Source organism: Streptomyces sp. NBC_01288 (assembly GCF_035982055.1).
GTDB lineage: Bacteria > Actinomycetota > Actinomycetes > Streptomycetales > Streptomycetaceae > Streptomyces.
Genome location: NZ_CP108427.1, coordinates 9,492,522 through 9,506,925 on the forward strand (window position 1 = coordinate 9,492,522; position 14,404 = coordinate 9,506,925).

Consider the following 14,404-nt stretch of genomic DNA (forward strand, 5'->3'; position numbering starts at 1 on the left):
GCCATCACCGGTCCCGGGAGCCGGTGTCCGGTCGCTCCCGTGCGATCGCGCCCCGCCCGTCCCGCCACGCCCCAGGGCCGATCGGCCTGCTCGAACAGGACCGTTCGGTCCCGGACAAGGGTCACCGAGTCCGGGACGTGGCGGACCGTGCTGCGGGAGAGTGGGAGCACGCGGCAAGCGGCGCGCAGAACGGAGGGTCACGCCATGCTGAGGACTCCGACAGGCCAGCGACGGTTGGACATCCTGGAGTGGCTGAGAGATCCGGCCACCCACTTCCCGGACCATCGGTGCGTCCCCGAGGCCGGTGTCACCTCGGAGGCCGTGGCGGCCAAACTCGGGGTGCCCCGCCAGGTCGCCGACACGCACCTCGAACTCCTCGCGGGCATGGGCCTGTTGCGTGCGCGGCGGATCCGGCTGCGCACCTACTACCGGCGCGACGAGGTCCGCATCGCCGAGGTGGCCCGGATGTTCGAGAAGGGCTGGTAGCCGAGCCCAGGGCTCACACCTTGTCCTGTTCGGAGCGCGTCGGCGGTTCCTCCGGCTCGGCGGACACCGGGGCGTCCGGTGCTTCCGGTTCCGTGCGGAACGCCGCGTCGGGGTCCCCGAACCGCTCGCACAGCAGCCTGCCCACCAGCGCGCCGCCGTAGAGCACGAAGCCGACGCCGACCAGCCAGGACTCCACGACCAGGACCGTGCCGACCGGGCCGTAGCTGACCGCGTTGGTGACCAGGAGCGGGGTGAACACCAGGTACGAGAACCAGCGCAGGCCGACCAGGCCCGCCATCGTGGCGAGGGCACCCGGGAGCAGATAGCGCCAGGGGACCCGGTGGTTGAGCAGGAAGTGCGGGCCCCACCAGAAGAACAGCAGGCCGGCCGCCATGCTGAGCAGGATGCGGGGCGTGCCCTCCAGGACGTTGCGGGTCTGCACCTGCGCGTACAGGTAGCCCATCAGCATGACCAGCCAGATGAGTTGGCGCCAGATGCGGTTCCACGGGGCGCCGGTCGGCAGCCACACGTGCTCGTAGCCGCTCTGCACACTCGACGCGAAGGACAGCCCGAACAGCGCGAGCAGCGCCACGCTCCACGCGCTGGTGGCGCCGATGACCTTGCGGGGCGGGGTGAAGACGTCGGTGAGCGCGCGGGCGGACCGGCCGGACAGATCCATGCCGTCCACCAGCCACAGCGCGAACCCGCCGTGCCCGAGCGGATCGGCCGCGGCCACCACGATCAACAGGGGCGCGAGGGTGACCAGGGCGAGCGTCGCGAACCCCATCGCCCGGTGCAGCAGCTCCAACTCCCGCCCGCGCCGGTTGAGTTCGGCGAACCCCAGCCCCTGCCACACCGCGCGCACCCGTCTCACCGCGGACGCCCCGCACACCGGGTGGCCGACCGTGACATGAGGGCCCCCTTCTCGCCGACCGGCAGCGGGAATCGGGTCACCAGCAATACGCTCGGCAAACGTGCCCCGGTGCCGTGACGACCGGGAAGCGCGGCAGATGACCGGGAAGAGCAGCAAGGTTACGCGCCCCGGACCGAACCGTGGAGGCTTTCATGGACCGCCCCGAAGTCCGCCCCGACGCGCTGCTAGCCCGCCGCTACGTCGCGATCGGCGGGCGCGGTCCGGAGGACGTGGTCGCCGACGCCCGCGGCCGGGTGCTGACCGGCGTCGAGGACGGTCGCATCCTCCGCCTCGACGGCCTGACCGACCCCGAGTCGGTCCGCGTGGAGACCCTCGCCGACACCGGCGGCAGGCCGCTCGGCCTCGAACTCCTCCCGGACGACGGCCTGTTGGTGTGTGACGCCGAACGCGGACTGCTGCGCGTCGACCTCGGCGACGGCTCTGTGCGGGTCCTCGCCGACTCGGTGGCGGGGGAGCCGCTGCGGTTCTGCAGCAACGTGGTCGCCCTGTCCGACGGCAGTGTGTACTTCACCGTCTCCAGCAGCCGCTATCCGCTCCACCAGTGGCTCGGCGACATCGTCGAACACACCGGCACAGGACGGCTGTTGCGCCTCGCGCCCGACAGCGACACCCCCGAAGTCGCCCTGGAGGGGCTCCAGTTCGCCAACGGCCTTGCCGCGAGCGCCGATGAATCCTTCCTGGTGATCGCCGAGACCGGTGCCTACCGCCTCACCCGCTACTGGCTCACCGGACAGCGGGCGGGCCATGGCGAACCCTTCGTCGAAGACCTCCCCGGCATGCCCGACAACATCTGGCGCGTCGGCCCCGACGGACCGCTCTGGGTCGCCCTGGCCGGACCCCGCGTGCCCCCGCTCGACCTCCTCCACCGCGCCCCGGACGCCGTACGGCACACCGCCGCCCGGATCGCCGTACGCGCGCCCTACCGCCCCACCGGCACGATCGGGGCCCTCGCGGTCGACGACGAGGGACAGATCGTCCACCACCTGATCGCACGCGGCTCGCTGTTCCGCACGGTCACCGGCGTCTGCGAGGCGGCCGGTCACCTCGTGCTGGGCAGCCTGCGCGAACGCGGTGTCGCGCTGTGCGAGCCGCCCGCCCCGAAGTGACCCCGGCACGCCCCCGGCGTTACCCTGATGCCCGGCCGCGATCACCTCGCGCGGCGCGGCGGTGGGGCCCGCCGTACCCGAACCGCGGCAGCGGTGCCGCGAACGGTCCCTACTTGTAGAGGCGAATGCCCCAGGGCCCCCGACGAGTAGGAGACGTACGGCCATGTCAGCCCCCGAAGCCGACAGCCTCCGCGCCCGGTCCCGGGCCCCGCGACCATCCGTCTGGCGCGGGCAGGGGCCCGTCGTCGCGGTGGTCGCGCTCGGCGGTGCGATCGGGGCCGCGGCCCGGTACGCGGCCTCGCTGTGGTGGCCCGCGCAGAGCGGCGGTTTCCCCTGGACGACCTTCGGGATCAATGTCGTCGGGTGCGCCGTGATAGGCGTGTTCATGGTGGTCGTCACCGATGTGTGGGCCGCGCACCGGCTGGTGCGGCCGTTCTTCGGCACCGGGGTGCTCGGCGGCTTCACCACCTTCTCGACGTACGCCGTCGACATCCAGAAACTGGTCGACGCGGGCCATCCCCGCACCGCGCTCGCCTATCTCGCCGCGACCCTGATCGCTGCGCTCACGGCGGTGTGGCTCGGAGTGACGGCGGCCCGACGGGTCCTGAAGCGGAGGCAGCGATGACCAGACTGACCGGCAGCGCCCTGCGGGTGACGATCTTCATCGGCGAGAACGACACCTGGCACCACAAGCCCCTCTACACGGAGATCGTGCACCGTGCGCACGCGGCCGGTCTTGCCGGTGCCAGCGTCTTCCGGGGCATCGAGGGCTTCGGCGCCTCCTCCCTGATCCACACCACACGACTGCTGTCGCTCAGCGAGGACCTGCCGGTGGCGATCGTGATCGTGGACACCGAGGAGCGTGTACGGGAGTTCCTGCCGCGGCTCGACGAACTCGTCGGCGAAGGGCTCGTGATCCTCGACGAGTGCGAGGTCATCCGGTACGTGGGCCGCGGCGACGACTCCGGCGCATCGGACCGGAAGGGTAAGAGGTCGTTGTGAACTGGGTGTTGGTCGTCGCGGGAGCCATGGTCGGTGCCCCGCTCCGGTATCTCACCGACCGCGCGGTGCAGACCCGGCACGACACCGTGTTCCCCTGGGGCACCTTCGCGGTGAACGTCTCCGGCTGTCTGATTCTCGGTGTGCTGACCGGTGCGGTGTCCGCCGGTGCGGCGGGATCACATCTCCAACTCCTCGTCGGGACAGGGCTTTGCGGGGCCCTGACGACGTACTCGACCTTCTCGTACGAGACACTGCGGCTGACCGAGACAGGGGCGGGGCTCTACGCTGCCGCCAACGTCGTCGGCAGCGTGACGGCTGGCCTCGGTGCGGCATTTGTCGGGGTGTCGATCGCGGAGGCCCTGTGGACGTAAGGGCTCGGGCGTATCCCGTGCCCGAGCAGGACCGTTCCCGGCGCTATTGTCTACAGCACTGTCGACCAACTCCCAAGAACTGGATCTCATGAGCGTCATCAGCGTCGGTCAGGCCGCCGTCCTCGGAGTCGTCGAGGGGGTGACCGAGTTCCTTCCGGTCTCCTCGACCGGCCATCTGAAGATCGTCGAGGGGCTGATGAACATCCCCGTCGACGACGATTCCGTCGTCGGGTTCTCGGCCGTCATCCAGGTCGGCGCCATCGCCGCCGTGCTCGTGTACTTCTTCAAGGACATCGTGCGGATCGTGACCGCGTGGGGCCGTGGCCTGCGCAACCGCGAGGAGCGCTATCACCACGACTACAAGTTCGCCTGGTGGGTGATCTACGCGACGATCCCGATCGTGATCGTGGGCCTGGCCGCCAAGCCGCTCATCGACGGTCCGCTCGGCTCGCTGTGGGTGGTCGCCGCCTCGCTGATCGTCGGCAGTGGTGTCATGTGGTGCGCCGACCAGATGGGCCGGCACAAGCGCGGTGAGGACGACGTCACGTTCAAGGACGCGATGCTGGTGGGCAGTTCGCAGATCCTGGCGCTGCTCTTCCCCGGCTTCTCGCGCTCCGGCGCCACCATGTCCACCGGTCTCATCCTCGACCTGGACCGCGTCGCCGCGACCCGGCTCTCCTTCTTCCTCGGCATCCCCGCGCTGACCGGCGCCGGCATCTACGAGCTGAAGGACGCCCTGGGTGCGGGAGTGGGCGCCGCCCCACTGGCCGTCGGCACGATCGTGTCCTTCGTGGTGGCGTACGCCTCCATCGCCTGGCTGCTGAAGTTCGTCGCGAAGCACTCCTTCAACGCGTTCGTGATCTACCGGATCATCATCGGTCTGCTGCTGTTCGGGCTGCTCGGCACGGGTGTGCTCAACAGCTGACAGTCACTGACATCGCGCGGACGATCATCGCAGCGGGCGTGAAGCCGGATTTTCAGGCTTCGCGCCCGCTGAATTTTTCTTTTCGGATCGCTTGACAGCACTGTCCCGTCACCCGCAGGATCACGTCCGTGAACCTGTCAGACAGCCAGACAGGTGGAGTCGGGCCGCGGCGCGTCAGTGCCATGGAAGCGGTGCTTGTCCACCTCCGCGGCGCCATCGAGCGCGGCGACTACGCCATCGGCGACAAGCTCCCCTCCGAGGCGGAGCTGTGCCGCACCCTGGAGATCAGCAGGCCCGTGCTCCGCGAGGCCTTGCGGGCCTTGCAGACCATGGGGCTGACCGTCTCCAAGACCGGCAAGGGCACCTTCGTGGTGGCCAACGCCGTGGAGGACCCCACCTTCGGCGACTACGCGGCCAGCGACCTGCTGGAAGTGCGCCGCCACGTCGAGATCCCGGTCGCCGGGTACGCGGCACTGCGCCGCACCCCGGAGAACCTGGACCACCTGGCCCACCTCCTGGACCGCATGGAACAGGAGACCGACACCACCGCGTGGGTCGCGATGGACACGCTCTTCCACCTCGCGGTGGCCGAGGCCGCCCAGAACCCGGTGTTCCGCCGGGTCATCGAGGAGATCCGCGACGCACTGGCCCGCCAGTCCGCGTTCCTCAACGAACTCGGCGGCCGGCGCGAGCAGTCCAACCGCGAGCACCGGGCGATCGTCGAGGCGCTGATCGACGGCAGCGAGCCGGACGCCGTCGAGGCCATGTCCCACCACCTCGACCGGGTCGAGACGACCCTCACCGACATCGTGCGCCCCGCGCGCACGAACACCCCCACGGAAGGCGGACCCGAGGCGTGAGCGAGCAGTCCCTGCACGACGGCGTGCAGAAACGATCCGGCCATGTCGACGCCGGAGACGCCGGCTACAGCAAGTCCCTGAAGTCCCGGCACGTCAACATGATCGCCATCGGCGGCGCGATCGGCACCGGCCTCTTCCTCGGCGCGGGCGGCCGCCTCGCCGACGCCGGCCCCTCGCTGTTCATCGCGTACGCGGTCTGCGGCCTCTTCGCCTTCCTAGTCGTCCGCGCCCTCGGCGAACTCGTCCTGTACCGGCCCTCGTCCGGCGCCTTCGTGTCGTACGCCCGCGAATTCCTGGGCGAGAAGGGCGCGTACATAGCGGGCTGGATGTACTTCCTCAACTGGGCCACCACAGGCATCGCCGACATCACCGCCGTGGCCGTCTACACTCACTACTGGAGCATGTTCTCCGACGTCCCCCAGTGGGTGATCGCCCTCATCGCGCTCGCCGTGGTCCTCACGGTGAACCTGATCTCGGTGCGGATGTTCGGCGAGCTGGAGTTCTGGTTCGCGATCATCAAGGTCAGCGCACTGGTCGTCTTCATGCTGATCGGCATCTTCCTGCTGGTCACCCAGCACCAGGTCGACGGCACGACCCCCGGCCCGTCCCTGATCACCGACAACGGCGGCATCTTCCCCAACGGCCTGCTGCCCATGCTCCTGATCATCCAGGGCGTCGTCTTCGCCTACGCCTCCGTCGAACTGGTCGGCGTAGCCGCAGGCGAGACCGAGAACCCCGAGAAGATCATGCCCAAGGCGATCAACTCGATCATGTGGCGCGTCGGCCTCTTCTACGTCGGCTCGGTCGTCCTGCTCTCGATGCTGCTGCCGTGGAACAAGTACAGCGCGGGCCAGAGTCCCTTCGTGACCGTGCTGTCGAACATCGGTATCCCGGCGGCCGGCGGCGTCATGAACCTCGTCGTCCTCACCGCGGCCATGTCCTCGCTCAACTCCGGCCTGTACTCCACCGGCCGCATCCTCCGCTCCATGGCGATGTCCGGCTCCGCCCCCAAGTTCACCTCGGTCATGAGCCGCAGCCAGGTCCCCTACGGCGGCATCCTGCTCACCAGCGGCATCTGCGTCCTCGGCGTCGGCCTCAACTTCGTGGTCCCGGCGGACGCGTTCGAGATCGTCCTCAACTTCGCCGCGATCGGCATCCTCTCCACCTGGGGCATGATCATGCTCTGTCACTTCCTCTTCTGGCGGAAGACAGAGAAGGGGGAACTCTCCCGCCCCAGCTACCGGTTGCCGGGCTCTCCCTGGACCGAACTCGTGACGCTGGCCTTCCTCGCCTCCGTCCTGGTCCTCATGTACGCCGACGGCGGCGCCGGACGCACCACCGTGCTCTGTCTGCCGCTGATCGCCGCCGCGCTCGTCGCCGGATGGTTCGCCGTCCGCCGCCGCGTGGCCAGCACGTCCTCCACCGCACCCGACGCGTGAGACCCACGTCGTCCTGACCCCGACAGGCAGAGATGTACAGCAGTTCCCTCGCGGACCCACCCCTCATCCGTGAACCCCTCCACGCACCCGTCGCCCACCTCATACGCGGCGGAATGATCGAGGGCATCCACTACGGCTCCGTCGTCGTCCTCGACGGCGACGGCCAGGTCCAGCTCCAGATCGGCGACATCGAGGCGGCGTTCTATCCGCGCTCGGCGATCAAACCCGTGCAGGCCGTCGCCATGGTGCGGGCCGGGTTGCCGCTCGACGGTGAGCTGCTCTCGCTCGCCGCCGCGAGTCACTCCGGCGAGGAACGTCACCTTGCCGGGGCTCGGCGGATCCTTGAACTCGCCGGGCTCACTGAGTCCGATCTACGCAACGTTCCTGATCTGCCGTTCGACCCGGTCGTGCGGGATGTCTGGGTGCGTGAAGGGCGGGCGCCGTCCCGGCTCGCTCAGAACTGTTCCGGGAAGCATGCGGCGATGTTGTACGTGTCGAAGCTCAATGGTTGGTCGCTCGATGACTATCTCGATCCCGCGCATCCGTTGCAGCAGGCGATCGCGGAGATCGTCGAGGATCTCACCGGGCAGCGGATCGCTCGGGTGAGCGTCGATGGGTGCGGGGCTCCTTTGTTCTCCATCTCGCTGCATGGGCTTGCGCGGGGCGTCTCGCGGATCGTGAGTGCGGCGCCCGGTACGCCTGAGGCTCGGGTTGCCGATGCGATGCGTGACTATGCGGAGATGGCGTCCGGGGCGGGGCGGGATGTGGCCGCGTTGATGCGGGCCGTTCCTGGGTTGTTGGCCAAGGACGGGTTCGAAGGGGTTCAGGTTGCCGCGTTGCCTGATGGGCGGGCTGTTGCCGTGAAGGTCTCGGACGGGGCGAATCGGGCGCGGGTGCCTGTGGCTGCCGCCGGGCTTGTGCGGGCCGGGGTTGATCCTGGGCTGCTTGGTGAGTTTGCGGGGGAGGCGTTGCTTGGGGGTGGGGAGCCGGTGGGTTGTGTTCGGCCTGTGCGGGCTTTGGACCCGGTGTTGCCGTTTTCTGCGTGTGCCTAGATCGGTTGTTGGGTCGCTGCGGGTCCGTTGTGGCTGGTCGCGCAGTTCCCCGCGCCCCTAAAAACCCCTGAACGGTGTTGGAAGAGGAACCCATGACTGCCATTACCCGTCGCGAACATGATCTGCTCGGGGATCGGGATGTACCCGGCGATGCCTACTGGGGTGTTCACACCCTGCGGGCCACCGAGAACTTCCCTATCACCGGGACGCCGATCTCCATCTACCCGCACTTGATCAATGCTCTCGCCGCCGTCAAGGAGGCCGCTGCTCTCGCCAATGAGGAGTTGGGGCTGCTCTCGCCGGAGAAGACGGGCGCCATTGTCGCTGCCTGCCGGGAGATCCGGGACGGGAAGCTGCACGACCAGTTCGTCGTGGACGTGGTGCAGGGTGGGGCCGGTACCTCCACCAACATGAACGCCAACGAGGTTGTCGCGAACCGGGCGTTGGAGTTGCTCGGGCATGGCAAGGGGGAGTACCAGTACCTGCACCCCAACGAGGACGTCAACCTTGGGCAGTCGACCAACGACGTGTATCCGACCGCCGTCAAGATAGCGACGGTCTTTGCCGTACACGGGTTGATCGCGTCAATGGCTGTACTGCAAGACGCCTTTGCCCGTAAGGCTGTTGAGTTTCGTGACGTGCTCAAGATGGGCCGTACACAGTTGCAGGACGCGGTGCCGATGACGCTCGGTCAAGAGTTCTCGGCGTATGCGGTCATGATTGACGAGGATCGTCAACGTCTTGACGAGGCTGTCCAGTTGATCCATGAGATCAACCTGGGGGCCACGGCCATCGGGACCGGGCTCAATGCTCCTGCCGGGTATGCGGAGTCGGCGCGGCGGCATCTCTCGGAGATCACCGGGCTGCCGTTGGTGACGGCGGCGAACCTGGTCGAGGCCACGCAGGACTGCGGGGCGTTCGTGCAGATGTCGGGGGTGCTCAAGCGCGTTGCGGTCAAGCTCTCCAAGAGCTGCAACGACCTGCGGCTGCTGTCCTCGGGGCCGCGTGCGGGGCTCGGGGAGATCAACCTGCCGCCGGTGCAGGCCGGTTCGAGCATCATGCCGGGCAAGGTCAACCCGGTGATCCCCGAGGTCGTCAACCAGGTCGCCTTCGAGGTGATCGGCAACGACGTCACCATCACGATGGCCGCCGAGGCCGGACAGCTCCAGCTCAACGCGTTCGAGCCGATCATCCTGCACTCGCTGTCGGAGAGCATTACGCATCTCCGGGCCGCCTGCCTGACGCTCGCCGAGCGGTGTGTGGACGGCATCACCGCCAACACCGAGGCGCTGCGCGCGAGCGTGGAGAACTCCATCGGCCTGGTGACCGCGCTGAACCCGCACATCGGGTACACGGCCGCCACCGACATCGCCAAGGAGGCCCTCGCCACCGGCCGGGGCGTGGCCGAACTCGTCCTGGAGAAGGGCCTGTTGCCCGCCGAGACGCTCGCCGCCCTGCTGCGGCCCGAGGTTCTGGCCGGCACCGGCCCCGTGGCTGTCTGACCCGCGGACGCGCACCAGGACCCGCCCGGAGGCACAATGGTGATCATGTCCCCATCGATGGCCTTCCAGCCGGTCCTGGAGCGCATCGCCGGTGAGATCGAGCGGATGCCGGGCCGCGGCCTGGCCGCCGACTACATCCCGGCGCTCGCGGCCTGCGACCCGCGCCGCTTCGGCATGGCCGTCGCGGAACTGGACGGCACGGTGTACGGCGTGGGGGACTGGCGGCAGCCGTTCTCCACGCAGTCCATCACCAAGGTCTTCACCCTCGCCCTCGACCTGGCCCGCGAGGGCGACGAACTCTGGGAGCACGTGGGCCGCGAGCCCTCCGGCAACCCCTTCAACTCCCTTGTCCAGCTGGAGTACGAGAGCGGTATCCCACGCAACCCGTTCATCAACGCGGGCGCGCTCGTCGTCACCGACCGCCTCCAGACCCGTACCGGAGACGCGGCCGGAGAGCTGCTCGCCTTCCTCCGTACCGAGAGCGGGAATCCGTCCCTCGACTTCGACAAGGACGTCGCCGCCTCCGAGTCCGCGAACGGTGACCGCAACGCGGCCCTCGCCCACTTCATGAAGTCCTACGGCAACATCGACAACGAGGTGCCCGTCCTCCTGGACCAGTATTTCCGGCAGTGCTCGATCGAGGCGTCCTGTGCCGATCTCGCCCTCGCCGCCGGTTTCCTGGCCCGGCACGGCAGCCGCGCCGACGGCTCCCGGCTGCTCACCCTCACCCAGGCCAAGCAGGTCAACGCGGTGATGCTGACCTGCGGGACGTACGACGCGGCCGGCGAGTTCGCCTACCGGGTGGGACTGCCCGGCAAGAGCGGGGTGGGCGGCGGGATCATCGCGATCGTCCCGGGCCGGTGCACGCTCGCCGTGTGGAGCCCGGGACTTGACGAGCGGGGGAACTCGGTGGCCGGGGTCGCCGCGCTCGATCGCTTCACGACCCTGACCGGGGTGTCGGTGTTCTGACCGGCCTCAGCCCAGGAACTCGGTGAGCAGCGGCAGCAGGACCTTGTGCCGCATGACCCCCATGTGCGTGGTGCCGGGCAGCACGGCGAGTTGCGCGTCCGGGATCAGCCGGTGCATCTCGGCCGCGTGCTCGATGCGCATGAAGTCGGTGTCGCCGATGACGAGGAGCGTGGGCGCGGTCACCGCGCGCAGGTCGTCGGCGGTCCACGGCAGCGGTTCGTTCGCCGCCGCCGAGGTCTTGGCGAGGAAGTCGTGGAAGTGCTCGGGGTGCGGTGCGACGGCCGCGTAGGCGGCGGACATCTCCTCGAAGTCCGCCTGGCCGGGCATCCGGGGCGAGCTGAAGTCGGGGGTGCGGATCTCCTCGTGGATGCCGTCCTGGCTGTACTGAGCGGCCGCCGGCACGAGCCGTCCGACCCGCTCAGGGTGCCGGACCGCGAGCTCCAGCGCGACCAGTCCGCCGAGGCTGAAGCCGATGAAGTCGGCCTGCCGGACGCCGAGTTCGTCGAGCAGTGCCACCACGTCGGAAGCCAGGTCCGGGATCGTCAGCGGGCGGTCGGTGTCGGCGGTGTGGCCGTGGCCCTGGAGTTCGGGGGCGATCACGTACCGCTCGGCGGACAGCGCGGGCAGCATCGTCCCGAAGGCCAGACCGACGGTCTGCACACCGCCGTGCAGCAGCACCAGCGGGCGTCGGCCCTCGTGTGCGGTGCCATGGATCTCGTAGTACATCTCCTGGCCGTTCACCTTGGTGCGGGCGGAGCTGGTCGGCACGGTCATCACATCCGTTCTGGGAAAGTCGGTCATCAGAAAGACCGGTCGCGGACCGAGAACTCATCGGTGCCGAGGCCCGAGCACACGGAGGTCACGCGCAGTCCGCCGCCCCGAGAGCGGCAGGTCGCCTTCCCGCCATCCGGCGTTGACACGCTTGGCGAGTGTTGGCCATGGCTTTTCCCGTCGATCTCCGCCGCTGCCAGGTACTCGGTCTCGCCGGTACCGCCGTCCTCGCGCTGGGCGGTGAGACGGCCGGGGCGCTGCCGGCCGCGGACCTCTTCTCCCCGGCCTCCGCGCAGGCGGCGCTCGGCCTGGTCGGGGTCTACTTCGGTGTCGTCCTGCTGATAGCGGCCTGGCTGTTGCTCGGCAAGCTGATCCGCAGCGCCGAACCGCCCACCCCGCGCTCCCTGTTCCTGGTCCTCGCGGTATGGGCGGCCCCGCTGCTGCTCGCGCCGCCGCTGTTCAGCCGGGACGTGTACAGCTATCTCGCGCAGGGCGCCATGGTCGACGCCCACATGGACGTCTACGCGCACGGCCCCGCCGCGCTCGGCGGCCCCCTCGCCGACGAGGTCGCCCCGCTGTGGCAGCACACGGGCGCGCCGTACGGCCCGGTGTTCCTCGCCGTGGCGTCGGGGCTGTCCGGACTGACCCGCGGTGAACTCCCCGCCGGGCTCTTCGGGATGCGGCTCGTCGCGCTCCTCGGGGTGGGTCTGATGGCCGCCGCGCTGCCCCGGCTCGCCCGGCACAGTGGCGCCGACCCGGCCGCCGCGCTCTGGCTCGGCGCCCTCAACCCGCTCGTCCTGCTGCACCTCGTCGCGGGTGCTCACAACGACGCGATCATGCTCGGCCTGCTCGGCGTCGGCCTGGTCGCCGCCCTCGGCCGCTGGCCGGTCCTGGGCGCCGTACTCGTCACGCTCGCCGCCCTGGTCAAGGCACCGGCCGCGCTCGGTCTCGCCGCGGTCGTGCTGCTCCAGATCCGCGCGGGCCACCGCCCGGCCAAGGCCGTCACGACGACCGTCGTCGCGTCCGCGGCCACCACGGTCGCGGCGACCGCATTGGCCGGCACGGGCTACGGCTGGATAGGCGCCCTCGACACACCCGTCTCGGCCCACAACTGGGCCCTCACCAGCCTCCTCGGCCGCGCCACCGGCGCCCTGCTGAAACACCTCGGCAGCGACCTCGCGCCCCTCGCGGTCCCGGCCTGGCACGCCCTCGGCCTCGCGGTCACCGGCGCGGCGATCCTCGCCATATGGTTCCGCCTGCGACCCAGCCCGGTCTACGCGCTCGGCCTGAGCCTCGCGGTCGTGGCCGCCTTCGGCCCGGCGATCCGCCCCTGGTACGCCCTGTGGGGTCTCTTCCTGATCGCCGCCGCCGCGCCCAGCACGTCCGTACGACACCGGGTGGCCGCCGTGACCGGCGTCCTCGCCCTCGCCGTCCTCCCGAGCGGCGGCCCCGCCGACATCGGACAACTCGTGCTGGCCGTCTCCGGCGGCGTCCTCGCGATCGTCGTCCTCTGGCAGGCCCGCCAGGCGGCGGAGGCCCCGGCCCTGGGACGCACGGCATGAGAACACCCACCACCGACCGCGGCCGCGTCCTCCTGGTGCTGGCCCTCGCCGCCGTCGTCACCGTCTTCACCGCGACCGTCCCGCTGCTCCGCGACTGGTTCGACCTGCGCGTCTACTACGGCACCGTCCACACCTGGCTCCACCGAGGCGGCCGGATCTACGACTACCACGTGCCCGGGACGACCTACGGCTTCACCTACCCGCCGTTCGCCGCCGTCAGCATGGCCCCGATGGGGTACCTCGGCCTCGGCACCGCGATCATCGCCGCACTCGTCCTCAACCTCGCGGCTCTCGGTGTGGTGCTGCGCATCCTGGCCGGGCCCGGATGGCGGCGCTACGGCTGGTTCGGGTGGGCGCTGGTGGCCTGCGGGCTGGCGCTGTTCGAGCCCTTGCGCGACACCTTCAGCTTCGGCCAGGTGAACCTCCTGCTGCTGGCTCTCGTTCTTGGCGACGGCTGGCTCCTGTCCACCGGCCGGGGGCGCTGGGCGGGCGTCGGCATCGGCCTCGCGGCGGCCATCAAGCTCACGCCGGCCCTGTTCATCGCCTTGTTGCTGCTGGCCAGACGCTGGAAAGCCGCCGCGGTCGCGACGGCTGTGGCGCTCGCGGCGACCGGGCTCGCGGCCCTGGTGGTCCCGGACGCGTCGAAGTTCTACTGGACCGACGCGTTGTGGGACACGACCCGGGTGGGCCGCCTCGACTACGTCTCCAACCAGTCCCTGCAAGGCGTCCTGGCCCGGCTCGGCGAGACGGGCCGCCCGCTGTGGGCGACCGTCGTCGTCCTCGTGCTGGCCGTGTGGGCGGTGCGTGTGCGCCGTGCGATCGTCCTGGGGGACTGGATCGCCGCGTTCGCGCTGACCGGGCTGACCGCGTGCCTGATCAGCCCGATCACCTGGGTGCACCACCTGGTGTGGCTGCTGCCGTCGTTCGCCGTGCTGGTCCGCGCCGGACATCCGCGGATCGCGGGCGCCCTGTACGCGGTGATGTGCACGAGTGTCGTGTGGCTGTGGTTCGACGACTCCTCGGGCATCGACGGCTTCCTCGGCAGCAACACGTACACCTGGATCACCCTCGGCCTGCTGCTGTGGCTGCCGACGGGTCAGACCGGCGGGAGCCGCCTGATCTTGAGCCGGATCGCGGCCACCACAGCGCCCGCGCCCAGCACGGCCGCAGCTACGATCACCGCGGTCTCGGCCCAGCCCGGACCCTCGTCCGGTACGACCGCCGCGGCCACCGGCACCGCCGAGGGACCCGACCTCGGCCTGGCCCGCAACGCGTCCAGCGAACCCACCGGATCGACCCGCCCGGCCGCCGCGAAGCCCCAGTCGAGCAGCTCGCGCGCCTCCTCGTACACGGTGAAACCACCGCCGGCCTGAGGGTTCATCACCGTGACGACGAGCGAGCGTCCGCCCCGACGCGCCGCCGCGA

General features: G+C 69.9%; 15 protein-coding genes. 13 read left to right on the forward strand and 2 right to left on the reverse strand.

The window, feature by feature from the left end; genetic code table 11:
• The first annotated feature begins 204 nt into the window (after window positions 1–204).
• A complete protein-coding gene (locus OG194_RS42610) occupies window positions 205–486 on the forward strand; it encodes an ArsR family transcriptional regulator (protein WP_327406068.1) in 282 nt (93 codons plus the stop codon).
• Window positions 487–499: 13 nt separating this feature from the next.
• Here the strand turns inward: OG194_RS42610 and OG194_RS42615 are convergent, their stop codons facing one another.
• Window positions 500–1,360, reverse strand: coding sequence for a ribonuclease BN (locus tag OG194_RS42615; RefSeq protein ID WP_327406069.1), 861 nt, complete (start codon window positions 1,358–1,360; stop codon window positions 500–502).
• Window positions 1,361–1,551: 191 nt separating this feature from the next.
• Here OG194_RS42615 and OG194_RS42620 point away from each other — a divergent pair, with 191 nt between their 5' ends.
• The 10 genes from OG194_RS42620 to OG194_RS42665 all read left to right on the forward strand — a co-directional run bounded on the left by OG194_RS42620 (window position 1,552) and on the right by OG194_RS42665 (window position 10,646).
• Window positions 1,552–2,526, forward strand: a complete 975-nt coding sequence (locus OG194_RS42620) for an SMP-30/gluconolactonase/LRE family protein (protein ID WP_327406070.1) — start codon at window positions 1,552–1,554, stop codon at window positions 2,524–2,526.
• Between the two features lie 163 nt (window positions 2,527–2,689).
• A complete protein-coding gene (crcB, locus tag OG194_RS42625; protein ID WP_327406071.1) occupies window positions 2,690–3,151 on the forward strand; it encodes a fluoride efflux transporter CrcB in 462 nt (153 codons plus the stop codon).
• The gene (locus OG194_RS42630; RefSeq protein WP_327406072.1) at window positions 3,148–3,528 is read left to right on the forward strand and encodes a DUF190 domain-containing protein; all 381 of its coding nucleotides are present in this window, start codon (window positions 3,148–3,150) and stop codon (window positions 3,526–3,528) included. The genes crcB (OG194_RS42625) and OG194_RS42630 overlap by 4 nt, the downstream gene beginning before the upstream one ends.
• On the forward strand, window positions 3,525–3,899 hold the full coding sequence (crcB, locus tag OG194_RS42635) for a fluoride efflux transporter CrcB (protein WP_327406073.1): 375 nt from the start codon (window positions 3,525–3,527) through the stop codon (window positions 3,897–3,899). The genes OG194_RS42630 and crcB (OG194_RS42635) overlap by 4 nt, the downstream gene beginning before the upstream one ends.
• Before the next feature lie 88 nt (window positions 3,900–3,987).
• Window positions 3,988–4,824, forward strand: coding sequence for an undecaprenyl-diphosphate phosphatase (locus tag OG194_RS42640; protein WP_327406074.1), 837 nt, complete (start codon window positions 3,988–3,990; stop codon window positions 4,822–4,824).
• 182 nt (window positions 4,825–5,006) lie between these two features.
• Window positions 5,007–5,684 (forward strand): FadR/GntR family transcriptional regulator, encoded by a 678-nt coding sequence (locus OG194_RS42645; RefSeq protein ID WP_033278612.1) that lies wholly within the window; start codon window positions 5,007–5,009, stop codon window positions 5,682–5,684.
• Window positions 5,681–7,123: an amino acid permease gene (locus OG194_RS42650; protein ID WP_327406075.1), complete on the forward strand. Its 1,443-nt coding sequence runs from the start codon at window positions 5,681–5,683 to the stop codon at window positions 7,121–7,123. Before OG194_RS42645 ends, OG194_RS42650 begins: the two co-directional genes overlap by 4 nt.
• Before the next feature lie 32 nt (window positions 7,124–7,155).
• Window positions 7,156–8,175: an asparaginase gene (locus OG194_RS42655; RefSeq protein ID WP_327406076.1), complete on the forward strand. Its 1,020-nt coding sequence runs from the start codon at window positions 7,156–7,158 to the stop codon at window positions 8,173–8,175.
• Window positions 8,176–8,267: 92 nt separating this feature from the next.
• Window positions 8,268–9,677 carry an aspartate ammonia-lyase gene (gene aspA, locus OG194_RS42660; protein ID WP_327406077.1) on the forward strand — a complete coding sequence of 470 codons (1,410 nt, stop codon included), beginning with the start codon at window positions 8,268–8,270 and terminating at the stop codon, window positions 9,675–9,677.
• A gap of 36 nt (window positions 9,678–9,713) precedes the next feature.
• Entirely contained in the window at window positions 9,714–10,646 is a 933-nt protein-coding gene (locus OG194_RS42665) for a glutaminase (RefSeq protein ID WP_327406078.1), read from the forward strand.
• A 6-nt stretch (window positions 10,647–10,652) separates the two neighbouring features.
• Here the strand turns inward: OG194_RS42665 and OG194_RS42670 are convergent, their stop codons facing one another.
• Window positions 10,653–11,447: an alpha/beta fold hydrolase gene (locus OG194_RS42670; protein ID WP_327406079.1), complete on the reverse strand. Its 795-nt coding sequence runs from the start codon at window positions 11,445–11,447 to the stop codon at window positions 10,653–10,655.
• 137 nt (window positions 11,448–11,584) lie between these two features.
• Between OG194_RS42670 and mptB the strand changes: the two genes are divergently transcribed.
• Window positions 11,585–12,979, forward strand: coding sequence for a polyprenol phosphomannose-dependent alpha 1,6 mannosyltransferase MptB (gene mptB / locus OG194_RS42675; protein ID WP_327406080.1), 1,395 nt, complete (start codon window positions 11,585–11,587; stop codon window positions 12,977–12,979).
• Entirely contained in the window at window positions 12,976–14,352 is a 1,377-nt protein-coding gene (locus OG194_RS42680; protein ID WP_327406081.1) for a glycosyltransferase 87 family protein, read from the forward strand. Before mptB ends, OG194_RS42680 begins: the two co-directional genes overlap by 4 nt.
• Window positions 14,353–14,404: the final 52 nt, after the last annotated feature.